This is a genomic window from Streptomyces krungchingensis, from assembly GCF_054729265.1.
Genome location: NZ_JBPUKY010000001.1, coordinates 2,949,855 through 2,971,621 on the forward strand (window position 1 = coordinate 2,949,855; position 21,767 = coordinate 2,971,621).

Genomic DNA, 21,767 nt, shown 5'->3' on the forward strand with positions numbered 1-21,767 from the left:
TCCACCCTGCATAGTGCCTGGTATGAAGCATTCACCGATGGCTGCCGTGTGGGAGGGACTGGGCGGCGATCCCGCGCTGCTCTCCCGGGTGTCGACCGTGCCGCGTGAAGGCGCCCTGGAGTCGCGGCTCCCCGTACGTGAGATGGCCCGGGCCTGCGTGGGCGGCTGCGCGCTGGCCGCGGCCGAGCTGGGGGCGCTGCGGGCGGGGCGCACGGACGTACCGGAGGTCCGGGTCGACGACGGGGCCGTCGCGACCGCGTTCGTCAGCGAGCGGCATCTGCTGATCGACGGACGGGCGCCCGTCACCTTCGCGCCGGTGTCGCGGTTCTGGCGCACCGCCGACGGCTGGGTGCGCACGCACGCCAACTATCCGCACCACCGGACACGGCTGCTGGGCGCGCTGGGGTTGCCCCGGGACGCCTCCGTGGACACGGTCGCCGCGCATCTCGCGGAGCGGTCCGCCGTGGCGGTGGAGGACACGGTGTACGCCGCCGGGGGCCTCGCCGTGGCGCTGCGGACGGCGAAGGAGTGGAGGGCGCACGAGCAGGGCGCCGCCGTGGCGCACGAACCGCTGCTGAGCCGGGAACGACTGGACGACGCGCCGGTACGCGGTCTCCCCGCGCTCCACGGTGATCCGCTGCTGCCCGCGGCGGGTCTGCGCGTCCTCGACCTCACCCGGGTGATCGCGGGGCCGGTCGCCACCCGGACGCTCGCCCTGCTGGGTGCCGACGTGCTGCGCGTGGACTCGCCGCGGCTGCCCGAACTCGCCGACGCGCACGCCGACACGGGCTTCGGCAAGCGGTCCGCCGTCCTCGACCTCGCGACCGACCGGCGGGCCTTCGAGGAGCTGCTCGCCGCCGCGGACGTCGTCGTCACCGGGTACCGCCCGGGCGCCCTGGACCGGTTCGGTCTCTCGCCCGAGGCGCTGGCCGAGCGCAGGCCGGGACTGGTCGTGGCGCAGCTGTCGGCCTGGGGCGACCGAGGTCCGTGGGCGGGACGCCGGGGTTTCGACAGTCTGGTGCAGGTCGCCACGGGCATCGCGGCCGTCGAGGGGTCGCCGGAGCAGCCCGGCGCGCTGCCCGCGCAGGCGCTCGACCACGGGACGGGATATCTGCTCGCCGCGGGAGTGCTGCGGGCGTTGACGGAGCAGGCCCGTGACGGCGGCAGCCGGTCCGTGCGGCTCGCCCTGGCGCGGACGGCGGCCTGGCTGATGGAAGGGGTGGAGGGCGCGGACGGCACCACGGACGGCACCACCCTCGGGGCCGTGCGCGCGAGCGCGTACGCGGGCACGAACGGGACGGTGCCCGGGAGCGGGACCGTGCCCGCGGACGAGAACGCGGCCGCGAACAGGACCGTACCCATGGGCGGGACGGGTGGTGCGGGGCCGGCCGACGGCGCGGGCAGGACGGACGGTACGGGGCCGGCCGACGGCGCGGGCCGATACGGCACCCCCGATGCGTGGCTCGCCGTGACGGACAGCCCGCTCGGGAGTCTCAGGTACGCCCGCTCCCCCGTCTCGTTCGCCGGCGGACCGGCCGACTGGGCGCGGCCGCCGGGGATCTTGGGTGCGGACCCGGCCCGGTGGTCATGAGTGTCCCGCCGACCGGAGACGTACCTCTGGGCGGAATGGGGCTGCACCAGTTGTTCCTCCGTCCTTGCCCGCATCAGCGGCACCTGGTGAGGATCGTGAAGTGACGTCGACGGGACCGACGGCCCGGCCGGCGGACGCGGGCGGGCGGGCCCGGCCGGGCTCCGCCGGCCGGGCCGTCGCCGTGCTCGTCCTGGTGGCCGTCGCCGCCCTGATACCGCTGCTGGGCCCGCGGGGCGCCCTGCAGGGGACGGGCGAGGCGGCGGCCCCCGGCGCCGGCGGCATAGCCCTGCTGCGTACGGTGCTGTTCGCCGCGCTGTGCATACCCGTGGGCGAACTCCTCGCGGCCCGGCTGGCCCGCCGTGTGCCGGGCGCCCCACAGGCGGACGCGCCGCGCAGCTGGGCCTCCTACGCGGCCGTCGCCGGGCTCGTGGCCTCCCTGGGGCTGGCGTCGGTCGTCGCCACGGGCAATCTGCTGCCGAGCCACCTCTCCGACATGGACGTCGGGGGGCTGTACCGGACCAGGGACGGCAAGTCGGCTCTCCTGGAGGTCAACGCCTTCGCCGTCGCCTGGCTGTGCGCCCGCTCGCGCCGGCCGGCCGTCCGGGCGTGGCCGTCGGCGGTGGTGGCGGTCGCGGAGGCGCTGCGCGTCCACCCCGCGGCGGAGCACCACCCGCTGATCGGCTCCGGCCTGACGTTCCTTCACGTGACCTGCGCGGCCCTGTGGGTGGGCGGTCTGCTGCACGTCCTGCGACTGCTGGGGACCTGGCGCGCGGCGAAGGCCGGGGCCGCGCTCCTCGGCCTCTACGCGCGCGTGGCGGCCGTCCTGTTCGCGGTGCTCACCGCGACGGGCACGTGGAGCGCGCTGCGCCGCATGCCGCCGGGCACGGTCCTGGAGCAGCTGACGACGACGGCGTACGGGCGCACCCTGCTCGCCAAGGTGCTCGTCGTGGCCGTCGTCGCCGTGCTGGCCCTGTGGGCCCGTCTGCGGATGCGCCGGGCGGCGGACCCGCTCGGGGCCTGCTCCCCCGCGCGCGCGGAGGTGGTCGCGCTGGGCGTGGTCGTCGCGGTCTCGGGCGTACTGACGGCGCTGCCGCTGCCCATCAGGTGGTGACCACGGCGACGGTGGCCGGCCTCCGCGCGCGAGACGGACCGGGCGCGGTCCCGGCTCGCGGTGCGGGCCGGGTGGTCCAGCGGTGCTTCAGCTCGCGACGAGGACCTTGAGGGCCGTGCGCTCGTCCATGGCCTTGTAGCCCTCCGGCACGCCTTCGAGGCCGATGGTCATGTCGAAGACGGGCGACGGGTCGATGGTCCCGTCGAGGACGTCGGGCAGCAGCTCCGGGATGTAGGCGCGCACCGGCGCCACACCGCCGCGCAGGGCGATGTTCCGGTCGAACATGACGCCCAGGTCCAGGCCCGTGCCGCTGCCGTGCGGCACGCCGACGAAGCCGATGGCGCCGCCGTCACGGGTGATGTTCACGGCCGTCCGCATGGACTGCTCGGTGCCGACCGCCTCGACGACGCAGTGCGCGCCCTGCCCGCGGGTCAGCTCACGGACGGCCTCGACCGCCGCGTCGCCGCGCTCGGCGACGACGTCCGTGGCGCCGAAGCGGCGGGCGATGTCCGTCCGCACCTGGTGACGGCCGAGCGCGATGATCCGCTCGGCGCCGAGCCGCTTGGCGGCCAGCACGGCGCACAGCCCGACGGCCCCGTCGCCGACGACGGCGACGGTGGAGCCCGCCCGGACACCGGCGCCCAGGGCCGCGTGGTGGCCCGTGCCCATGACGTCGGAGAGCGTCAGCAGCGCCGCCAGCAGGTGGTCGTCGGAGGCCGCCTCCTTGGGCAGCTGGACGAGGGTGCCGTCGGCGAACGGGACGCGCACGGCCTCGCCCTGGCCGCCGTCGTATCCGACGGAGCCCCAGAAGCCGCCGTGCTCGCACGAGGTGGTGAGTCCCTCGCGGCAGTAGTCGCACACGCCGTCGGACCACATGAAGGGCGCGACGACCAGGTCGCCGCGCCGGACGGTGCCGACCTCGGAGCCGGTCTCCTCGACGACGCCGAGGAACTCGTGCCCGATGCGCTGGCCGGCCTGCCGCTCCGACTCACCGCGGTACGCCCACAGGTCGCTGCCGCAGATGCAGGAGCGCAGCACGCGCACGACGGCGTCGGTGGGCAGCTGCACCACGGGCTCGGGAACGTCCTCCACGCGCATGTCGAACGGGGCGTGGATGGTGGTGGCGCGCATGGCGAGGGTCCTTCTCGTGCGGGGCGTCGGTGGATGCGCTCAGGGGGTGGTTGAGCGCATCTCACCGTACGCCGCCGCGGGCGCGGGCCGCGCGCCGAGGGTGCCCAGCACGCCACGGACCAGCAGGAACTGGGCGGCGGCGTACGTGAGCATGATCCAGAAGGCTGGTTCCGGAAGCTGCGGCCAGTCGGCGACGCCGGTGGCGATGAGCGTGTCCGAGACCATGAAGAGCGCACCGCCGAGACCCGCGACCGGTCCGAGCCGCGTGGCACTGTACGCCATCGCGGTGAGCAGCAGGCTGTAGCCGGCGACGGGAACGCGGAGGCCGGCCGGGAGACCGGGCCACAGGAGGACGACGAGGGCGGTCAGCGCGAGGGCGTACGCCCCGGCGAGCGGCAGGTCGGCCCGTGCGGGTGCGGTCCTCCGGAAGAGCAGCAGGTAGCAGACGTGGCCCGCGGCGAAGGAGGCCATGCCCGCGAGGAAGGCGGCGTCCGCGTCGGACAGGAGCAGCACGTCGCCGCCCCAGCCGCAGAGCAGCGCCGCGACGAGCAGGCGCGGGCCGCCGCGTACGACCACGTGGGCGGCGAGCAGCGGCAGCAGGAGGGGCTTGGCGACCGTGTGCCCCGGGTCGAAGCCGGCGACCAGGGAGACGAGGTCCACGGCGATCGCCGCGGCGAACGCGGCGATCAGCACGCGCGCGGGGCTCTGGTTCACGCGACGGACTCCGTGACGGACGGCTCCGCGACGGGTGTGCCGGCGGCCGCCGGCTCGGGCTGCCAGCCAGGCCCGCGCAGGACCCGCCCGGCCCGCTCGCGCCAGCTCGTCGCCGCCTTCACGTCCCTGGCGATGGCGGCGTACTCGTGGGTGGCGACGCGCAGGGGGTTGTACGTGGAGATGTTCTTGGTGAGTCCGTACACGGGCCGCTCGGTCTCGGCGACGAACGACCGGAAGAGGCGGTCCCAGACGATGAGGATGCCCCCGAAGTTGCGGTCCAGGTAGCCGCCCTGCGAGGAGTGGTGGACGCGGTGGTGGGAGGGCGTGTTGAAGGCGAACTCGAAGGGGCGCGGCAGCTTGTCGATGCGCTCGGTGTGGATCCAGAACTGGTAGACGAGGTTCACCGACGAGCAGAACGCGAGCGCGGCGGGATGCACGCCGAGCGCCACGAGCGGCAGGTAGAAGGGCCACGACGTCCAGGACGTCCACGGCTGGCGCAGCGCGGTGGTGAGGTTGAACTTCCGGCTGGAGTGGTGGACGACGTGGCAGGCCCACAGGATGCGGATCACGTGGTGTCCGCGGTGCTGCCAGTAGTAGAAGAAGTCCTGCGCGAGCAGCATCAGCGGGATCGTCCACCACAGGACGGGCACCCGCAGCGGCGTCAGTTCGTAGACCGCCGAGTAGATCGCGACGATGGGGATCTTCCAGAAGAAGTCGAAGAGGAGACTGCCGAGGCCCATGCCGACGCTGGTCGCGGCGTCCTTCGCCTCGTACCCCGCCGCGTCCTCGTCGGGGTGGATGCGGACGCTGATCATCTCGATGACGCTGAGCAGCACAAAGGCGGGGATCGACCAGATCACGACGTCGGGGAGGTTCGGCATGGGTGCACCGTAGAGCCGCTGATCGGCTGCGGCTAGGGGTGGTTACCGACAAGTATTACCGCCGGTACGCGCTTGCTTGTTGGCGATCTCCGCCAAAGTCCCGGTGCTCACCGGCCGCACGTCGCCCACCAGCGGGTTCACCGGCCGGCTGCCCGGCGGGGATCGCCCGCCACCACGCCACGCGACACCGCGTGCTCCACACGCCCACCACGCCGGGCGTCTCACGGGGTTCTCCTGGCCATCGCGCCGCGCGACACCGCGGGCTCCCCGCGCCCCTGCCCCCGTGTCCGGCAAGTCCGGTGCGTCCGGCGGGGTTCACACCCCCGCGGCACCCAGCAGGCTTCCCGCCGCGTACGTCACCGCCATCGCCAGCGCGCCCCCGGCCGCGTTGCGCAGCACCGCGCGCCTCGCGTCGGCCGCCCCCAGCCGGGCGCTGCTCCACCCGGTGAGCACGAGCGCCGCGAGCACCGACAGGACCGTGACCCCGAGCCGCCAGTCCGCGGGCGGCAGCACGATCGCCAGCAGCGGAAGCAGCGCCCCCACGGTGAACGCCAGGAAACTGGCCCACGCGGCATGCCACGGATTGGTGAGCGCGTCGGGGTCGATGCCGAGCTCCACGCGCGCGTGGGCCCTGAGCGCGTCCCGCTCGGTGAGCTGCTGCGCCGCCTCGCGGGCCACCTCCCGGGACAGGCCGCGCTCCTCCAGCAGTTCGGTCAGTTCCTCCAGTTCGGCCTCCGGCTGCTCCTTCAGCTCGCGCTTCTCCGTCGCCAGGGCGGCCAGCTCCGAGTCGCGCTGGGTGGAGACGGACACGTACTCGCCCGCCGCCATCGACATCGACCCGGCCAGCAGGCCCGCGAGGCCCGCCGTGAGCAGCGCGGCGCGGTCGTCGGTGGCGCCCGCCACACCGACGACGAGGCCCGCGGTGGAGACGATGCCGTCGTTGGCGCCGAGGACGGCGGCCCGCAGCCAGTTCAGCCGGGTGCCGAGTGCGCTTGGGTGGGCCTCGTCGTGCGTCGGTTCCGTCACACGGCGAGGATCCCACCCCGGGCGCCGCCGTCGGCGTACCGACGCCTCGGTCACCACACCCGTACCGAGCCCCCCTTCGCGAACACCGGGCTGGTCGCGTCCGCGGGCGGGGTGCCGAGCGGCTCGGCGATCTCGGCCACCGTCGGGCCTGCCTTCGCCGCGATCTCGTCCAGCCGGTCCAGGTCGAAGCCGTACACGCGCGCCGCGTTGCCGCCGACCATCGCCGCGACCTCGTCCCGCGGCAGGCCCGCGTAGGCGATGCGCAGCCCTTCGCGGGAGTACGGGTGGGTGCCCTCGTCGTGCGGGTAGTCGCTGCCCCACATGATCTTGTCGAGGCCGATGCGGTCGCGCAGCGGCACCTCGTGCGGACGCATGAAGCTGGCGCCGACGAAGCAGTTCTCCCGCCAGACCTGCGAGGGCCCCTTGCCCATCGCCGCGGCGAGTCCCGCGCCGAACTTCGACTCGGCCGTCGACGCCTTCGTGGCCGCGGCCACCAGTCGCCCGTGGTAGTAGTCCAGCATGTCCAGCACGCCGGGGATCCAGCCGGAGCCCTGCTCGGTGAGGACGAGCTTCAGGCCGGGGTGGCGGCGGAACGCGCCGCCGAACACGAGGTGCCACAGCGCCCGGTGCGAGAACCACGTCGTCTCCACCATGAACACCGCGCGTGCGGCGGGCTCGTCGCCCAGGGGCGGTGACGCCGAGCCCGCGTGGTGGTTGACGGGGACGTCCAGTTCGTCGCAGACCGCCCAGATCGGGTCGTACGCCGAGGAGTAGAGCTCGGGCAGGCCCGAACCCGGCGGTGTGCCGGGCAGCAGCAGGCCGCCGCGCAGGCCCGCGCCGACCGCCCACCTGATCTCCTTCACCGCTTCGTCCACGTCGTTCAGGAGGATCTGGAAGACGCCCGCCCGGCGGCCCGGGGCGGCCGCGCAGAAGTCCGCGAGCCAGCGGTTGTGGGCGCGCAGTCCGGCCCACCGCTGCTCGAACTCCTCCGCGGTCGGGGCCGGCGCCATCAGGGAGGCGGAGGGGAAGAACGGCGGGATGGTGTTGGGGAAGACGACCTCCGCGACGATGCCGTCCGCCTCCAGCTCCGCGACGCGCCGCTCGGAGTTCCAGTTCCGGTCGGCCGTGTCGGCGAGCAGGTCCGCGTAGGGGTTGACGTAGGTGGCCGCCCAGGCGTCGAAGGCGTCGTGGTGCTTCGCCGCCAAGTACGGCCGGTAGTCGAGGAGATCGGCGCCGGCGTGGCAGTCGGCGGAGATCACCGTGTACCGGTCGTCCGGCCCGCCCGGGTCGTGTCGGGCTTCCGTCACGGGGTCACCCCCAGGGCGGGGAAGTCGTGGTCCGTGAGCCAGTGACGGCCCACCTCGCGCGAGTGCGCCCAGGAGGCCTCGACCGCCGACTGGTCGTCCGGCTGGCCGAGTTCTGCGGGCGTCGGGCCGATGCGCCGGGCGAGCGGTGCCAGCCGGTCGACGTCGAAGCCGAAGACCTCGGCGGCGGCCAGGCCGAGCATGCGGCGCGTCTCGGCGACGGGGATGTCGTGGAAGGTCCTCTTCAGCCACGCGCGCGTGTCGGGCCAGGTGCCCTCCGGGTGCGGGAAGTCGCTGCCCCAGAGGATGTTGTCGACGCCGATCTCGTAGCGCTGGGCCAGTTCGCGGCGCTTGGTGTTGGTCGCGCAGATGAAGAGCTGACGGTCCAGGTACTCGTGCGGGGGCCGCTTCAGCTCGGCGAAGGGGGACAGCTTCTTGCCGCCGTGCGCGCCGAGGTAGAGGCGGTCCATGAACCACAGCAGGTTCGGCAGCCACCAGCAGCCCGACTCGGCGACCCCGAACTTCAGGCCCGGGTGCCGTTCGAGGACGCCCGACCAGAGCAGGAACCACAGGGGGCGGGCGGGCCACCAGGTCACCTCGCTGACGTAGATGCCGAGGTGGTCGCCGTACTCGTGGCGCGGGGCCGCCCCGGAGTGGGTGACCACCGGCATCCCGCATTCGGCCGCCGCCGCCCACACGGGGTCGTAACGGCGGTCGTGGTAGGGCTCCTTGTCCACCCACATGGACGGGATCATGAGGGCGCCGAGTCCCGATTCCTTGGCCCGGTGCACCTCGGCGACGACGCGCCCGGTGTCCGCGGTGACCGGCAGCAGGGCTACCCCGCAGTGCCGTTCGGGGTTCTCGGAGACGAAGTCGGCGAGCCAGCGGTTGTGGGCCTGCGCGCCGGCCATGCCGAGCTCCGGGTCGTGGTCGCCGGACAGGCCGAGTCCGACGCCGAAGGGGGCGGCGGTCCGGCTGTCCACGGCGTCCGCGTCGGGGAAGACCACCTCCGCCGCCACACCGTCGCCGTCCAGCTCCTTGAGGCGCTGCGCGGTGTCCCAGCCGCCGCGCAGCCCCTCCTCGTTGTCCTGGAACCACTTGTTCGCGAAGGACTCGTTGCGGATGCCGAGCCGTGTCATCTCCTCGCGGCGCCGGTCCCGGCCCGCGAGGAAGTCGTCGAAGTCCCGGTGGAAGCGGGAGTCCAGATAGGGCCGGTACTCCTCGGTGGGGAGTCCGGCGTGGCAGTCGGAGGAGATGATCAGGTAGGGGTCCTGGTCCGGCATCACGGCTCCCTCAGTCCAGGATGAAGTGTTCGAGATACGACGGGTCGGCCCGGTCGAGCATCGACTGCGACCGCGCGCGGATCTGCCGGTCGCTGTGCTCGCTCTCGGGCAGCAGCCAGAAGCGACCGGCGCGGATGCCCTCGGCGACGAGGTCGGCGACGTCCTCGACGGGCGTGAACCGCACCTCGTGGCCGGCCTCCTTCATCGCGGCCTCCCACTGGCCGAGGCTGCGGTACGGGGTCTTCCTGGGTTTCTGCTTCGCGTAGCGCGCGGGCCGGTTGCGGTGCGACTCCCACAGGCCGGTACGGAGCATGTGGGGACCGGGGAAGAGCACGGACGCGCCCACGCGCGCGTGCTCCGCCTTCAGATGCGCGTAGAGCGACTCGGTCATCGTCACGACGGCCGCCTTGGTGACGGCGTACACGGACGCGGTGGGCAGCGGGGCGATACCGCCGTCCCCGGACGAGGTGTTGACGACGTGTCCCGGCTCTCCCCCGGCGATCATCCGCGGGACGAACGCCTGGACGCCGTGGAAGACGCCCCACACGTTGACGGCGAACGCCCACTTCCAGTCGTTGGGGTCGTGCTCCCACATGCGGCCCTCGGCGCCGGAGCCGACACCGGCGTTGTTGCACAGGACGTGGACGGCGCCGTACCGCTCGTACGTCTCGGTGGCGAGCGCCTCCACCTGCGCGCGGTCCGCGACGTCCACCACGCACGCGTGCACGTCGGCGCCGTCCTTGCGCAGCCCGGCGGCGGCCTCCTCCAGGGCGCCCTCCTCGACGTCCGCGAGGACCACCTTCAGACCGTCCGCGGCGAAGCGGCGCGCCATCGCGAGACCGATGCCGCTCGCGGCCCCGGTGACGACGGCGACCTGTCCCGGTGTCAGTTCCATGTCCGCTCGTCCTTCCGTGCCGGCCGCGTGGGGCGGTGCTGGGAGTGGTGCGCACCGGGAGGACAGGGCATCAGACGCTCCCCTCGGGCGGTCCGTCGAGGATCTGCTGCGGATCGTCGTAGCGCTGGTGGATGTACGGCATCAGGGCCTGGGCGCTGACGCGTTCGACGACCCTGCCCTGCTGGTCGGTGGTCTTCTCGCCGATGGTGATCTCGACGAGTTCGCGCACCGGGAGGTCGGCGACCGGGTCGTACATGGACTCGCGCAGGACGACGTCCCCGGTGACGCGCTCCAGCCTGCGCACCTTCTCGTTGCGCACGCAGTGCACGAGGACGGGATCGGCGTCGAAGCCCGAACCGTCCACCGCGGGGAGGAACTTGAAGTAGAAGTCGGTCTTCTGGACGGGCCCGGGCAGCGGCAGGTCACCACTGACCGCGCCGCGCACCTCGACGAACGCGATGCCGTGCCGGGCGAGGGCGGCGTGTACGACGAGGCCGTCCCGTTCGACCGTCACCTCGCCGAGCTTCTTGGGCTCCCCGAAGACCTCACGGCCGCCGATCAGGGCCCGCTCGTGGGTCATCGGCATGACGAGCGGATACCAGCCCTCGACACCGTCGTGCGCGGCGGCGACGGCGAACGAACCCGCACCCAGCGGATATCCGGGCAGGTCGACCTTGCTGATGTTGATCCGCACCAGGGGGCGTCCGGTGGGTTTCAGCGGCGGCGGCAGGACCGCCGCGACCGCGTCCGGATCGCTCTCCCAGACGGCCACCACACCGGTGGACCAGATGTCGGGGAGCCTGGAGCTCGCGGAGCGCGCGGCGGCGATCTCCGCCCCGGTCCGCGCGCCGTACCTCACGCGTGCCATGTCGTACCGCCCTTCGTCAGGTGCTTCGGAAGGTTTCTGATGGTCCGTCACTGGCGCCTGTAACACAGTTACAGCAGAGTCCGCGAAGGGTAAATACGTGTGCGTGACAAAGCCTTGGGGGCGCCCGTGAGCAGACCGGTACTCACCCGCGAGCGGGTGCTCGACACCGCCGCGAGTCTGGTGACGCAGCACGGCCCGGACGCTCTGACGATGCGCAAGCTCGCCGCCGAGCTGGGCACCGCGGTCACCTCGATCTACTGGCACGTCGGCAACCGCGAGTCGCTGCTCGACGCCCTCGTCGAGCGGACCGTCGCCGACCTCGGCGCGCTGCGTCCCACCGGGCGCACCCCGGCGCAGCGCATCGTGTCGCTGGCCCGCGCCCTGCGCCGGCAGCTGCGCGCCCATCCGCACCTCGTCGCGATGGTGCACGAACGCGGTCTGACCGAGCGGATGTTCCTCCCCGCCCGGCAGGCCCTGGTGCGCGAGGCGCACGCGGCGGGGCTGGAGGGCGCGCGGGCGGCCGAGGTGGTGCGCGCGGTGCAGTTCCAGGTCGTCGGCTTCGTCCTCGTCGAGCGCAACCGCGAACGCGCGCCGGCGCAGCGGCCCGCCGAGGAGGAGTCGTGGGACGCCGAGACCGCCGGGCGGGACGCGGCCCTGGCCCGTGCGCTCGCCCGACCGGTGGACGAGGAGAGGCTGTTCGTCACCTCCGTACGGGCGTTGGTGGACGGACTCCTCGCGCGCTGAGCGGCGGCCCGGATCGGCCGTGCCGCAGCGGCTCGCGGCGCGCCGGAGCGCTCTCCGCTTCCGGGAAGGCGGGGACCGGGCTGTCAGTCGCGGCCCGTATCCTCATGGACCATGCTCGAAGACCTCACGACCGCAGCGTCCCCAGCCTCCTGGCCGGCCGCGTATCCGCAGGGATACGCGGTCGTTGACGTGGAGACCACCGGACTGGCCCGCGACGACCGGATCATCTCCGCCGCCGTCTACCGGCTGGACGCGCGCGGCGAGGTCGAGGACCACTGGTACACGATGGTCAATCCGGAGCGCGATCCGGGCCCCGTGTGGATCCACGGGCTGACGAGCGAGATGCTCGAAGGGGCCCCGTTCTTCCACGAGGTCGCCGAGGAGTTCGCCGCCCGGCTCGCGGACCGCGTGCTGGTCGCGCACAACGCGGTCTTCGACTGGTCCATGATCGCCCGCGAGTACGCGCGCGTGGAGCGCGAGGCCCCGGTACGGCAGCGGCTGTGCACCATCGCCCTCTCCAAGGAGCTGCGACTGCCGCTGCCCAACCACAAGCTGGAGTCGCTGGCCGCGCACTTCGGCGTCGTGCAGCAGCGCGCGCACCACGCGCTGGACGACGCGCGCGTGCTGGCCGAGGCGTTCCGGCCGAGCCTGCGGGCCGCCGCCCGCGACGGTGTACGGCTGCCGCTGCTGGAGTGCCGGCCCCTCAAGGAGTGGTCCGACAGCCCGGCCGCGCCGCGGATCGGCCGGCAGGCCGGCGGTTATCCGTCCGGGAGTTGGCGCCCTTCGCGCAAGCGTCCCGCATGCCCCTATCCCAACCCGGGGCGGTACGAAGAGGGCAAACCTCTCAAGCAGGGCATGCGGGTGGCGTTCTCCGGGGACACGTCCGTCGACCGCGAGCTGTTGGAGGACCGCGCCGTCGAGGCGGGACTGCACGTCGCGACGAGCCTGTCCCGGCTCACCAGCCTGCTCGTCACCAACGACCCGGACTCCGGCACGTCCAAGGTGGTCAAGGCCAGGCAGTTCGGCACACCGGTGATCGACGAGGCCGCGTTCGGCCAGCTCCTGCGGGACGTGGAGCCGGCCACCGAAGGCTGACCGGCCGCGGGGACGGGTCCGCCGCGCGAGGGCCCCTCGGCCGGGGAAGGGCGCCCCGCCGCGGGGACGCGAGCCCGCCGCGGCGGGCGGAGCCGGGGTGCGGGCCGCTGACGGACGTACGGGTGATTGGCGCACGACTCGCCCGGCGCCCGCTCGCCCGGGCCGCGTCGGCGCCTCACCCTGTGGCGCATGGCGAGATGCGAAGTATGTGGCAATGACTACGGCATGACGTTCGAGGTGCACGCGCAGGGTTCGGTGCACGTCTTCGACTGCTTCTCCTGCGCGATCCACCGGATGGCCCCCATCTGCGAGCACTGTCGCGTGCAGATCATCGGCCAGGGGGTCGAGGTCGAGGGCCACTGGTTCTGCGGGGCGCACTGCGCCCGCGCGGAGGGGAAGGTGGGGATCATCGACAAGGTCTGACCGCCGGGTCGCACGGCCCCCGACGGGACCCTCCCGTCGGGGGCCGAATCGTGCCGAGTACCGTCAATGGGGTGTACCGCTTCCTGTTGTCCCGGCAGTGGGTGATCCTCACCCTCGTGACCCTCGCGCTCATCCCGACGATGATCAAGCTGGGCTACTGGCAGCTGCACCGGCACGAGCACAAGGTCGCGCTGAACAAGGTGATCTCCGACTCGCTCGCCGCCGATCCGGTGCCGGCCGCGTCACTGACCGCGCCGGGACGGCAGATCGCCCACGACGACCTGTACCGCCGGGTGACCGCGAAGGGCCACTTCGACACCGCGCACGAAGAGGTCGTACGCCGGCGCACCAACTCCGACGGCGAGGTCGGCTACCACGTCCTCACCCCGTTCGTCCTCGACGACGGCCGGGTGCTCATGGTCAACCGGGGCTGGGTCCCGGCCGACGGCGCACAGACCGTGTTCCCCAAGATCCCGGCCCCGCCGCGCGGCGAGACCACCGTCACCGGACGGCTGATGGCCGACCAGACGACCGCCGACAGCGGCATCAAGAACGTCAAGGGCCTGCCCGACCGCCAGGTCATGCTGATCGACAGCGGGCAGGAGGCCCGGCGGCTCGGCAAGCAGGTCCTCGGCGGCTACATCGAGCAGACCGCGCCGCGCCCGAAGGGCGGCTCCCCCGAGCTGATCCCCGATCCCGAGCACAGCGACATCGGCCCGCACATGGCGTACGCGATCCAGTGGTGGCTGTTCTCCGCGGGCGTCCCCGTGGGCTGGGCGGTCCTGGTCCGCCGTGAACGCCGTGACAGGGCGGCGTCCGCACAGGCTCAGGCCGCTCCGGAGGCGGCCCCCGCGGGCGTGTAGCCCGTACGCCCTCGGCCCGGACCGGCGGCCGCCCCCTCGCACCGCCGAGCCGGACGCTCCCGGCCGGAGGTCACCCGGTCGGCCCCCGCCCGGATTGGCTCGGGCCCCGACCGGGGAACTCGCCCCACGTGGACCCACGCATCGAGGACTACGCGCTCATCGGGGACGAGCAGACGGCGGCCCTGGTGAGCCGGTACGGCTCCATCGACTGGCTGTGTCTGCCTCGGTTCGACTCGGCGGCCTGCTTCGCCGCGTTGCTGGGCGACGAGGACAACGGCCACTGGCGGATCGCCCCCAAGGGCGCCGGCCCCTGCACCCGGCGCGCCTACCGCCCGGACACACTCGTGCTCGACACCGAGTGGGAGACCGACGAGGGGGCGGTCCGGGTGACCGACCTGATGCCGCAGCGCGACGTCGCCCCCGACGTCGTACGCGTCATCGAGGGGCTGAGCGGCCGGGTCACCGTGCAGAGCCAGCTGCGGCTGCGCTTCGACTACGGCTCGATCGTGCCGTGGATGCGCCGCGCGGAGGGCCACCGGGTGGCGATCGCGGGCCCCGACTCGGTCTGGCTGCGCAGCGAGCCGCCGGTGCGGACCTGGGGCAAGGACTTCCGCACGTACTCGGAGTTCACGGTCGAGGCCGGGCAGAAGGTGGCCTTCGTCCTGACCTGGCACCCCTCGCACGAACCGCGTCCGCCGCTGGGCGACCCCTTCGAGGCGCTGCGCAGCAGCGTGGAGGACTGGCGGGCGTGGGCGGCGGGCTGCCGCTACGACGGCCCGCACCGGGACGCCGTCGTGCGCTCCCTGATCACCCTCAAGGCCCTCACCTACTCGCCGACCGGCGGCATCGTGGCCGCTCCCACCACCTCGCTGCCCGAGGAACTCGGCGGCGTCCGCAACTGGGACTACCGGTACTGCTGGCTGCGCGACTCCACCCTCACCCTGGGCGCCCTCCTGTCGGCCGGCTACCACGAGGAGGCCGAGGCCTGGCGCGACTGGCTGCTGCGCGCGGTCGCGGGCGACCCGGCGGACCTGCAGATCATGTACGGCCTGTCCGGGGAGCGCCGGCTGACCGAGTTCGAGCTGCCGTGGCTGTCCGGCTTCGCGGGCTCGACCCCGGTCCGGATCGGCAACGCCGCCGTGGAGCAGTTGCAGCTGGACGTGTACGGCGAGGTCATCGACTCGCTGGCGCTCTCACGGCGTTCGGGTCTGCCGTTCAAGCCCCACATGTGGCGGGTGTGGTGCGCCCTGATGGACTTCGTGCGCACGGCGTGGCGGCAGCCCGACGAGGGCATCTGGGAAGTGCGGGGCCCGCGCAGGCACTTCGTGTACTCCAAGGTGATGGCCTGGGTGGCCGCCGACCGCGCGGTGCGCGCCCTGGAGAGCGAACCGGCACTCGGCGGCGACCTGGAGGGCTGGCGCGCGATGCGCGACGAGGTGCACCGCGAGGTGTGCGAGCGCGGCTTCGACCCGGAGCGGAACACGTTCACCCAGTCCTACGGCTCGCGCGAGCTGGACGCCTCCTTGCTGCTGATCCCCCGCGTCGGATTCCTGCCGCCCGACGATCCGAGGGTCGTCGGCACGATCGACGCGGTCCGCACGGAGCTCGACAACAACGGCTTCCTGCGTCGCTACGACATCGACCCGTCCGGCGCCGTCGAGGTGTCCGTCGACGAGGCCGAGGTGTCCGTGAGCGAGACCGAGGTGTCCGTGAGCGAGACCGAGATGTCCGTCAGCAGCCCCGGCAAGCACGTCGTCGACGGGCTTCCCGGCGGCGAGGGGACCTTCCTCGTCTGCTCGTTCTGGCTGGCGGAGGCGCTGCACGCGACGGGCCGCAAGCAGGAGGCCCGCGAGCTGTTCGACCGGCTGGTGGCGCTGACCAACGACGTGGGTCTGCTGTCCGAGGAGTACGACCCCGTCACCGGACGCCAGCTCGGCAATTTCCCCCAGGCCTTCAGCCACATCGGCCTGGTGGGCACCGCCCTCGCCCTGTTCGGGGGCGACCGGGCAGGATAGGGGGCATGGATCTTGGACTGAAGGACCGTGTGTACGTCGTCACGGGAGCCACCCGCGGGCTGGGCAACGCCGCCGCGCGTGAACTCGTCGCCGACGGCGCGAAGGTGATCGTCACCGGGCGCGACGAGAAGAGCGCCGCCGAGGCGGCTTCCGCGCTCGGCCCGAACGCGGTCGGTGTCGCCGCCGACAACGGCGATCCGGCGACCGCGACCCGGCTCGTCGCGGCGGCCCATGAGCACTTCGGTGGTTTCGACGGCATCCTGATCAGCGTCGGCGGACCGCCGCCGGGATTCGTCGCCGACAACACCGACGAGCAGTGGACGGCCGCGTTCGACTCGGTCTTCCTCGGCGCGGTGCGGCTGGCCCGCACGGCCGCCGCGGAGCTCGGCGAGGGCGGGGTCATCGGATTCGTGCTCTCCGGCTCGGTGCACGAACCGATCCCCGGGCTGACCATCTCCAACGGTCTGCGTCCCGGCCTCGCGGGCTTCGCCAAGTCCCTCGCGGACGAGCTCGGTCCGCGCGGCATCCGCGTCCTCGGGCTGCTGCCGTCGCGCATCGACACCGACCGCGTCCGCGAGCTGGACGGTCTGTCCGCCGACCCGGAGGCCACCCGCGCGGCCAACGAGGCACGCATCCCGCTGCGCCGCTACGGCACTCCCGAGGAGTTCGGCCGCGCGGCCGCGTTCCTGCTCTCGCCGGCAGCCTCCTACCTGACCGGCATCATGCTGCCGGTGGACGGCGGCATGCGGCACGGCTTCTGACCGCCGGCGGGCGGCTCCGTCCCTGAACGCCGTTGTGCGGCACGGGTTCTCGGCACCGCCGTGCGGCACCGCTGCCCAACGCGGTCGTGCGGCACGGCTGCTGACGGCGGACGGCCGGTTCCGCCTCCGACCCCACCGCCGCGCGGTACGGCCTCTCGGCACCGCCGTGCGGCACGGCTTCCGGCCGGCGCACGGCCGGCTCGGTGGGTCAGCTCACGCGCTCGGCCCGGTGCTTGACCCCGCGCAGGCGCGCCTCCGCGGGGAACGAGGCGAGGCCCGCCGAGTCCCGCGCGTGCGCGAGCGCCTCCGTGGTGAGCAGATGCAGCGCGTCCCCGGGATCCACGTGCGGTTCCAGGTGGAGCTGCACGCGTGCCTCCGGTGTGCTGCGCCGTCCGGTCAGCAGCACGTGCGCCTGCGCGACGCCGTCCAGCCGGCCCGCCTCGGCGGCCAGTACGCCTTCGAGGGCCCGTCCGCGCAGCAGCGCTCCCTCGCCGTCGCCGGTGTCCACGAGCACCTCGGCGAGCCGGCGGCGTCGCAGCACGGCCACCAGCCACCACAGGGCGAGCAGCAGCAGGACCGCGAGGCCGGCGACGACGGCCGGCCACCACCACCCCTGGTCCCGCCAGCGGGCCCGGTCGGCGTCGCTGAGCAGCACGTCGTGCCGCCCTTCGTGGATCCACCACGACGGCGGGCGCACGCCGAGCCCGACGGCGAGCACGGATCCGCCGAGGACGAGCAGCGCGAGACCGATGATCCCGATCAGTACGCGGTTGACGATGCGCAGCACTGCCTCACCCCTTCCGTCCGGGACGCCTCACGTGCACCGACAGGGAGGGCGGCCGGGCGAGCCCGAGTCCCCGGATGCCGTCGGCGAGCGTGGCGTCCAGGTCGGCACGTACGTCGTCGAGTTCGCGGAAGTGCGAGAGCGCGCGCACGGCGGCCTTGCGCCGGCCCATGTGGACCCGGACCGACTGCACGCCGGCGACCTCCATGGCCCGGTCGCGCAGCGCCATCGCCGCGGCGCCCCGGTGCAGCCCCGCCCGCACGTCCGTGTGGGTGCGCCGCATCGGCAGGACGTCCCGCAGTCCCGGTGTGGCCGCGAGGACGATCAGCCACAGTCCGACGGCCGCGGCGACACCCGCACCGACGAGCACCCAGGTGTCGTCCAGGGGCCGTTCGGCGAGCGAGTCGGCCAGGGTCCTGCGCCAGCGCATGGCGGGCTGGTGCGCGCGCACGGCCGCCACGTCGTACAGGAAGGCGGCAGCGCAGAGGAGGATCAGCACCGCGAGGACACCCGCCGGGATCCGGCGGGCGGACCAGAAGCGGCCCTGGCCGCCGTCCTCGTCCTCCGCGGTGTGCAGTGGTTCGTAGTCCGCCGCGGAGGCGGACTGGCCGAGTGCGCTCTCGCCGGCCTTCTCCATGACGGGCATGCGCCGGGTGTTCTCCGAGCCCTGGGGCTCGCTCATCGCGTCCTCCCCTGTGCCGCGCCGGCAGTGTGTGCCAGGTGCAACCGCTCCACCTGGACGGCCACCTCCGGAACTTCCATCCCCGCCAACGCCTCTACCCGCTCGGCGACGTGCCGACGCACGGCGCCGCAGCGGCCGCCGATGTCGGAGGGGTAGTCGAGTTCGAGGCTGACCCGGACGTGGGCGCTCTCGGCCGGGGTGCCCGCCGGCCGGCCCGAGTCCTTCTCGTGGCGGCGCACGACGACGGTGGCGTGCGGGGCTCCGGCCTCCGCGGGCAGCGCGGGAAGCACCTCGCGGGCCGCCTGTGCGGCGATCTTCGCGACCACCCGGTCGGCGATCCGGGTCGCGCCGCGCTCGGCCGCCGGCACGACCGTCGGCGGACGCCGCGTCTCACCGAGCCGGTCCGGCTGACCTGGCACGCGTCACCGCCGCCGGTCGTCGCGGGTGCGGAACAGGTCACCGACGTCCAGGTCCCCTTCCAGGAACCTCCCGACGACGAAGCCGACGGCGCCCAGGGCGGCCACCAGGAGGAAGGCTCCGAAACCCCCGAAGTATCCGGCGAAGCCCAGCGCCATTCCGGCGATCATGCCGATCACGGCCAAACTCATGGTGCGCTCCTCAGCAGTTCGGTGGCCGAGTGATCACCGGTGGTCCGGTGGCCGGGTGGTCACTGGAGCCGCGACTCCGGCTCCTCGTCTTCTTCCTCGGGAAGCTTCACATCACTCACCGCGATGTTGACTTCCACCACCTCCAGTCCCGTCATGCGCTCGACGGCCGCGACGACGTTCTCCCGTACGGCACGGGCGACATCGCCGATCGAGACGCCGTAGTCGACGACGATCTCCAGGTCGAGCGCGGTCTGCAACTCGCCGACCTCCGCCTTCACGCCCCGTGTGACGGACTTCGAGCCGCCGCCGGGCACCCGGTCGCGGACCGCCCCGAAGGTCCGGCTCAGTCCGCTGCCCATCGCGTGCACGCCGAGCACGTCACGGGCGGCGAGCCCGGCGATCTTCTCGACCACGCCGTCGGCGATGGTGGTGCGTCCGCGCGTCGCGGGGTCCCCGCCGCCGCGTCTGGTGGGCTTGCGGATCTGGGGCGACTCCGTCCCGCCTTCGGGGCTCCCCGTCCGGTTCGGCTCCGTCATGTCGGTCATGGCCGTACGTCCCTTTCGGTCGTCCTCCTGAGCCCACAGTAAGTGCGGTTGCGTGGTCGCGCGCCGGGGATGGGGCAGGCTGGAGCAATGACGGCGGACCGGTGGACTCAGGTGGTGCGGCATCAGCTCGGGCTCGGCAGACTGCTGCCCCTGGGGCTCCCGCAGGACGGCGCGTGGATCGCGGAGGCGGCGGCCGGACCGGTCCTGCGGAGCGCGGCGGAGCGCGTGCGCGGGGTACGGGTGGGCGCGCTCAGGATCGCGCTCGCCGATCCGGACGAGGTGTACGACCCGGTCGTGGTGCCCCCGCCCGGCGCGCTGCCGCCCGGGCCCCTGCGGATCGACGCCGAGTTCCGGGCCGCCGTGGATCCGACGGCGCCGGGTGCCGAGCCGCTGCCGGCCACCGCGGCGCGGCTGCGCTCGGCCCTCGCCGGGGCGGCGGACCGTCTCGGCCTGGTGGTCACACGGGTCGACCTGCGGATCACGGGGCTGTGGGAGGAGGACGAGGTGCCGGTCGCCGAACGCCCCGACGCTCCGCGGCCGGCGCCCGAGCCGACGGACCCCGAGGAGGCGCGGGTGGCCGCGGCGGCACGGTCCGTGCCGGGGGTGAGCCGTCTGACGGACGTCCTGGGTCACCCGGTGCACATCGAGGTCCGTCCCGGCGGTGACGCGGCGCTGCCCCGACGCCATGTGCGCGTCGAACTGGCGGTGGCCGCGCGCAGCCACGCCGTCGAGGTGGTGGGGGCCGTCAGGGCGGCGGCCGCCCGGACCCTCCCGGACGCCCCGTCGGTGACGGTCCTGGTGACGGCGGTGACGGAGTGATCGCGGTGGTGGAGCGCGATGCCGCCCGGGAGTGAGGCGGGACGTGCGAAGGGCACCACGGCATGCCGGGGTGCCCTTCGTGCGTACGGCGAGTGCGGGGGCGCCGGCCCACGGGAGCGGCGCGGGTCACCGTGCAGACGGTGCCTCGCTCCTGGTGCCGTGGTGTCAGTCGCCCACGCCGGCGAGGTCGCGGAGGCGTCGGGCCTGCGCCGCCCGCTCGGCGACGCGCTGCTCCTCGTACGTCCGCTCCTGGGCACCGCGCAGGAGCGCCTTCGTCTCGATGACGGCGTCGCGCGGCGCGGCGAGCAGCGCGGCGGACAGGTCCCGTACCGCCTCGTCGAGCTGGTCGGCGGGCACGGCGAGGTTGGCGAGTCCGGTGCGCTCGGCCTCGTCGGCCGTCACGAGCCGGCCCGTCGCGCAGATCTCGAGCGCACGGGCATAGCCCACCAGGCCCACCAGCGGATGCGTCCCCGTCAGGTCGGGGACGAGTCCCAGACTGGTCTCACGCATGGCGAACTGCACGTCGTCCGCGACGACACGCAGATCACAGGCGAGGGCGAGCTGGAACCCCGCACCGATCGCGTGACCCTGGACAGCGGCGATGGACACGATGTCGCTGCGCCGCCACCAGGTGAACGCTTCCTGGTACTCGGCGATGGTCGCGTCGAGCTCGGCGTCGGAGCCGCGCGCCAGATCGATGAACGACGGTTCCCCGTCGAACCCCTCCGGCGTGAAGGCCTGCCGGTCGAGCCCCGCGGAGAAGGACTTGCCCTCGGCACGCAGGACGACCACCCGGACGGAGCCCGGCAGTGACCGTCCGGCCTGCGTCAACGCCCGCCACAGAGCGGGACTCTGGGCGTTGCGCTTGGCCGGGTTGGTCAGCGTCACCGTGGCGATCGCGTCGTCGACGGTGAGCCGTACGCCGTCCTTGTCGAGTACCGGGTCGAGCGAAGCCATGGGGCGCCTCCGATGGGTGCGGTCGGATCAGGTGCGTACCCAGAGGAGACACACCTAAGTGACTGCACAGTAACCACCCGGCCGATCGCGCGACCGACCGGGTGGCCACCACCGAAGCCGATGGGGACGCCCGGCCTCAGGCCGAGGCGGCCTTCTTGCCCCTCGTCGCTCCGCCACGCCCTCGCAGCGTGACGCCCGACTCGCTGAGCATCCGGTGCACGAAGCCATACGAGCGGCCGGTCTCTTCGGCCAGCGCCCGGATGCTCGCACCGGAGTCGTACTTCTTCTTCAGGTCTGCCGCGAGCTTGTCGCGCGCGGCGCCGGTCACCCGGCTGCCCTTCTTCAGAGTCTCGGCCACCCGTGCCTCCTCATGGGAAGTGCGCTCTGGACTCTCATGATCACCCCTCCTGGGCGTCATGGCCACCCATTCGGCAAGGTCCGTAAGACAAGGTTTTGACGACAGGAGCCCGTCCCCACGAGTGGAATCTTTCGTTCCGGCTGCCGCGTTCCGTACGCCCGAACGGGTTCTTCGGCGAAGTACCTGGTCAGCGACGCAGGACGGCCGAGCCCTTGGGAACAAAGGGCTCGGCCGCAAAATCGATGTACGACACACCTCGGTACGAGGAGATCTCACACAGATGATGGATCACGGATCGGCCGAATGATC

The 21,767-nt window shown here is 73.3% G+C and carries 24 protein-coding genes; 9 read left to right on the top strand and 15 right to left on the bottom strand.

Going from position 1 to position 21,767, the window contains the following annotated elements; translation table 11 throughout:
* The first annotated feature begins 22 nt into the window (after window positions 1-22).
* Window positions 23-1,591 carry a CoA transferase gene (locus ACSYGO_RS13170; RefSeq protein WP_460386730.1) on the top strand — a complete coding sequence of 523 codons (1,569 nt, stop codon included), beginning with the start codon at window positions 23-25 and terminating at the stop codon, window positions 1,589-1,591.
* Between the two features lie 100 nt (window positions 1,592-1,691).
* Entirely contained in the window at window positions 1,692-2,702 is a 1,011-nt protein-coding gene (locus ACSYGO_RS13175; protein ID WP_426676186.1) for a CopD family protein, read from the top strand.
* Window positions 2,703-2,789: 87 nt separating this feature from the next.
* Here ACSYGO_RS13175 and ACSYGO_RS13180 read toward each other — a convergent pair whose 3' ends face one another.
* The 8 genes from ACSYGO_RS13180 to ACSYGO_RS13215 all read right to left on the bottom strand — a co-directional run bounded on the left by ACSYGO_RS13180 (window position 2,790) and on the right by ACSYGO_RS13215 (window position 10,804).
* Entirely contained in the window at window positions 2,790-3,833 is a 1,044-nt protein-coding gene (locus ACSYGO_RS13180) for a zinc-dependent alcohol dehydrogenase family protein (RefSeq protein WP_426676185.1), read from the bottom strand.
* A 39-nt stretch (window positions 3,834-3,872) separates the two neighbouring features.
* Window positions 3,873-4,547: a lysoplasmalogenase gene (locus ACSYGO_RS13185; protein ID WP_460386731.1), complete on the bottom strand. Its 675-nt coding sequence runs from the start codon at window positions 4,545-4,547 to the stop codon at window positions 3,873-3,875.
* The gene (locus tag ACSYGO_RS13190) at window positions 4,544-5,428 is read right to left on the bottom strand and encodes a sterol desaturase family protein (RefSeq protein ID WP_426676183.1); all 885 of its coding nucleotides are present in this window, start codon (window positions 5,426-5,428) and stop codon (window positions 4,544-4,546) included. Before ACSYGO_RS13190 ends, ACSYGO_RS13185 begins: the two co-directional genes overlap by 4 nt.
* A 315-nt stretch (window positions 5,429-5,743) precedes the next feature.
* Window positions 5,744-6,454, bottom strand: a complete 711-nt coding sequence (locus ACSYGO_RS13195; RefSeq protein ID WP_460386732.1) for a VIT1/CCC1 transporter family protein — start codon at window positions 6,452-6,454, stop codon at window positions 5,744-5,746.
* 50 nt (window positions 6,455-6,504) lie between these two features.
* Window positions 6,505-7,761, bottom strand: a complete 1,257-nt coding sequence (locus ACSYGO_RS13200) for an amidohydrolase family protein (protein ID WP_426676181.1) — start codon at window positions 7,759-7,761, stop codon at window positions 6,505-6,507.
* On the bottom strand, window positions 7,758-9,041 hold the full coding sequence (locus ACSYGO_RS13205; protein WP_426676180.1) for an amidohydrolase family protein: 1,284 nt from the start codon (window positions 9,039-9,041) through the stop codon (window positions 7,758-7,760). The genes ACSYGO_RS13200 and ACSYGO_RS13205 overlap by 4 nt, the downstream gene beginning before the upstream one ends.
* Before the next feature lie 10 nt (window positions 9,042-9,051).
* On the bottom strand, window positions 9,052-9,936 hold the full coding sequence (locus ACSYGO_RS13210; protein ID WP_426676179.1) for an SDR family NAD(P)-dependent oxidoreductase: 885 nt from the start codon (window positions 9,934-9,936) through the stop codon (window positions 9,052-9,054).
* A gap of 70 nt (window positions 9,937-10,006) precedes the next feature.
* Window positions 10,007-10,804 (bottom strand): acetoacetate decarboxylase family protein, encoded by a 798-nt coding sequence (locus ACSYGO_RS13215; protein WP_460386733.1) that lies wholly within the window; start codon window positions 10,802-10,804, stop codon window positions 10,007-10,009.
* Between the two features lie 126 nt (window positions 10,805-10,930).
* Between ACSYGO_RS13215 and ACSYGO_RS13220 the strand changes: the two genes are divergently transcribed.
* The 6 genes from ACSYGO_RS13220 (at window position 10,931) to ACSYGO_RS13245 (ending at window position 16,705) form a co-directional block, all read left to right on the top strand.
* Window positions 10,931-11,548 carry a TetR/AcrR family transcriptional regulator gene (locus ACSYGO_RS13220; RefSeq protein ID WP_426676177.1) on the top strand — a complete coding sequence of 206 codons (618 nt, stop codon included), beginning with the start codon at window positions 10,931-10,933 and terminating at the stop codon, window positions 11,546-11,548.
* Window positions 11,549-11,659: 111 nt separating this feature from the next.
* The gene (locus ACSYGO_RS13225) at window positions 11,660-12,643 is read left to right on the top strand and encodes a DEDDh family exonuclease (RefSeq protein ID WP_460386734.1); all 984 of its coding nucleotides are present in this window, start codon (window positions 11,660-11,662) and stop codon (window positions 12,641-12,643) included.
* 189 nt (window positions 12,644-12,832) lie between these two features.
* A complete protein-coding gene (locus ACSYGO_RS13230) occupies window positions 12,833-13,066 on the top strand; it encodes a hypothetical protein (RefSeq protein ID WP_078629285.1) in 234 nt (77 codons plus the stop codon).
* Between the two features lie 71 nt (window positions 13,067-13,137).
* On the top strand, window positions 13,138-13,929 hold the full coding sequence (locus tag ACSYGO_RS13235; protein ID WP_426676175.1) for an SURF1 family cytochrome oxidase biogenesis protein: 792 nt from the start codon (window positions 13,138-13,140) through the stop codon (window positions 13,927-13,929).
* 128 nt (window positions 13,930-14,057) lie between these two features.
* Window positions 14,058-15,944: a glycoside hydrolase family 15 protein gene (locus tag ACSYGO_RS13240; protein ID WP_432174804.1), complete on the top strand. Its 1,887-nt coding sequence runs from the start codon at window positions 14,058-14,060 to the stop codon at window positions 15,942-15,944.
* 5 nt (window positions 15,945-15,949) lie between these two features.
* Window positions 15,950-16,705 carry an SDR family oxidoreductase gene (locus ACSYGO_RS13245; protein WP_460386735.1) on the top strand — a complete coding sequence of 252 codons (756 nt, stop codon included), beginning with the start codon at window positions 15,950-15,952 and terminating at the stop codon, window positions 16,703-16,705.
* 208 nt (window positions 16,706-16,913) lie between these two features.
* Here ACSYGO_RS13245 and amaP read toward each other — a convergent pair whose 3' ends face one another.
* Genes amaP through ACSYGO_RS13270 form a run of 5 tightly spaced genes read right to left on the bottom strand, consistent with a single transcriptional unit; the run spans window position 16,914 to window position 19,324 of the window.
* Window positions 16,914-17,492 carry an alkaline shock response membrane anchor protein AmaP gene (gene amaP / locus ACSYGO_RS13250; protein WP_426676172.1) on the bottom strand — a complete coding sequence of 193 codons (579 nt, stop codon included), beginning with the start codon at window positions 17,490-17,492 and terminating at the stop codon, window positions 16,914-16,916.
* Between the two features lie 4 nt (window positions 17,493-17,496).
* The gene (locus ACSYGO_RS13255) at window positions 17,497-18,171 is read right to left on the bottom strand and encodes a DUF6286 domain-containing protein (protein WP_460386736.1); all 675 of its coding nucleotides are present in this window, start codon (window positions 18,169-18,171) and stop codon (window positions 17,497-17,499) included.
* Window positions 18,168-18,590 carry an Asp23/Gls24 family envelope stress response protein gene (locus ACSYGO_RS13260; RefSeq protein ID WP_460386737.1) on the bottom strand — a complete coding sequence of 141 codons (423 nt, stop codon included), beginning with the start codon at window positions 18,588-18,590 and terminating at the stop codon, window positions 18,168-18,170. The genes ACSYGO_RS13255 and ACSYGO_RS13260 overlap by 4 nt, the downstream gene beginning before the upstream one ends.
* 3 nt (window positions 18,591-18,593) lie before the next feature.
* The gene (locus ACSYGO_RS13265) at window positions 18,594-18,779 is read right to left on the bottom strand and encodes a hypothetical protein (protein WP_345658979.1); all 186 of its coding nucleotides are present in this window, start codon (window positions 18,777-18,779) and stop codon (window positions 18,594-18,596) included.
* 59 nt (window positions 18,780-18,838) lie between these two features.
* Window positions 18,839-19,324 carry an Asp23/Gls24 family envelope stress response protein gene (locus tag ACSYGO_RS13270; protein WP_028803319.1) on the bottom strand — a complete coding sequence of 162 codons (486 nt, stop codon included), beginning with the start codon at window positions 19,322-19,324 and terminating at the stop codon, window positions 18,839-18,841.
* A gap of 87 nt (window positions 19,325-19,411) precedes the next feature.
* On the opposite strand from ACSYGO_RS13270, the gene ACSYGO_RS13275 reads away from it, so the two are divergent.
* Window positions 19,412-20,143, top strand: a complete 732-nt coding sequence (locus ACSYGO_RS13275; RefSeq protein ID WP_460386738.1) for a nucleopolyhedrovirus P10 family protein — start codon at window positions 19,412-19,414, stop codon at window positions 20,141-20,143.
* Window positions 20,144-20,308: 165 nt separating this feature from the next.
* Here the strand turns inward: ACSYGO_RS13275 and ACSYGO_RS13280 are convergent, their stop codons facing one another.
* Complete coding sequence (locus ACSYGO_RS13280; protein WP_095933406.1) at window positions 20,309-21,100, bottom strand: enoyl-CoA hydratase/isomerase family protein; 792 nt, start codon at window positions 21,098-21,100, stop codon at window positions 20,309-20,311.
* Between the two features lie 136 nt (window positions 21,101-21,236).
* Window positions 21,237-21,458 carry a helix-turn-helix domain-containing protein gene (locus tag ACSYGO_RS13285; RefSeq protein ID WP_006123601.1) on the bottom strand — a complete coding sequence of 74 codons (222 nt, stop codon included), beginning with the start codon at window positions 21,456-21,458 and terminating at the stop codon, window positions 21,237-21,239.
* Window positions 21,459-21,767: the final 309 nt, after the last annotated feature.

What these genes read in the sequence shown, in the direction of transcription:
- ACSYGO_RS13170 (WP_460386730.1), top strand. Translation starts at nt 23, where the DNA reads ATGAAGCATTCACCGATGGCTGCCGTGTGGGAGGGACTGGGCGGCGAT.
- ACSYGO_RS13180 (WP_426676185.1), bottom strand. Translation starts at nt 3,833, where the DNA reads ATGCGCGCCACCACCATCCACGCCCCGTTCGACATGCGCGTGGAGGAC.
- ACSYGO_RS13190 (WP_426676183.1), bottom strand. Translation starts at nt 5,428, where the DNA reads ATGCCGAACCTCCCCGACGTCGTGATCTGGTCGATCCCCGCCTTTGTG.
- ACSYGO_RS13205 (WP_426676180.1), bottom strand. Translation starts at nt 9,041, where the DNA reads ATGCCGGACCAGGACCCCTACCTGATCATCTCCTCCGACTGCCACGCC.
- ACSYGO_RS13210 (WP_426676179.1), bottom strand. Translation starts at nt 9,936, where the DNA reads ATGGAACTGACACCGGGACAGGTCGCCGTCGTCACCGGGGCCGCGAGC.
- ACSYGO_RS13215 (WP_460386733.1), bottom strand. Translation starts at nt 10,804, where the DNA reads ATGGCACGCGTGAGGTACGGCGCGCGGACCGGGGCGGAGATCGCCGCC.
- ACSYGO_RS13225 (WP_460386734.1), top strand. Translation starts at nt 11,660, where the DNA reads ATGCTCGAAGACCTCACGACCGCAGCGTCCCCAGCCTCCTGGCCGGCC.
- ACSYGO_RS13230 (WP_078629285.1), top strand. Translation starts at nt 12,833, where the DNA reads ATGGCGAGATGCGAAGTATGTGGCAATGACTACGGCATGACGTTCGAG.
- ACSYGO_RS13245 (WP_460386735.1), top strand. Translation starts at nt 15,950, where the DNA reads ATGGATCTTGGACTGAAGGACCGTGTGTACGTCGTCACGGGAGCCACC.
- ACSYGO_RS13255 (WP_460386736.1), bottom strand. Translation starts at nt 18,171, where the DNA reads ATGAGCGAGCCCCAGGGCTCGGAGAACACCCGGCGCATGCCCGTCATG.
- ACSYGO_RS13265 (WP_345658979.1), bottom strand. Translation starts at nt 18,779, where the DNA reads ATGAGTTTGGCCGTGATCGGCATGATCGCCGGAATGGCGCTGGGCTTC.
- ACSYGO_RS13270 (WP_028803319.1), bottom strand. Translation starts at nt 19,324, where the DNA reads ATGACCGACATGACGGAGCCGAACCGGACGGGGAGCCCCGAAGGCGGG.
- ACSYGO_RS13275 (WP_460386738.1), top strand. Translation starts at nt 19,412, where the DNA reads ATGACGGCGGACCGGTGGACTCAGGTGGTGCGGCATCAGCTCGGGCTC.
- ACSYGO_RS13280 (WP_095933406.1), bottom strand. Translation starts at nt 21,100, where the DNA reads ATGGCTTCGCTCGACCCGGTACTCGACAAGGACGGCGTACGGCTCACC.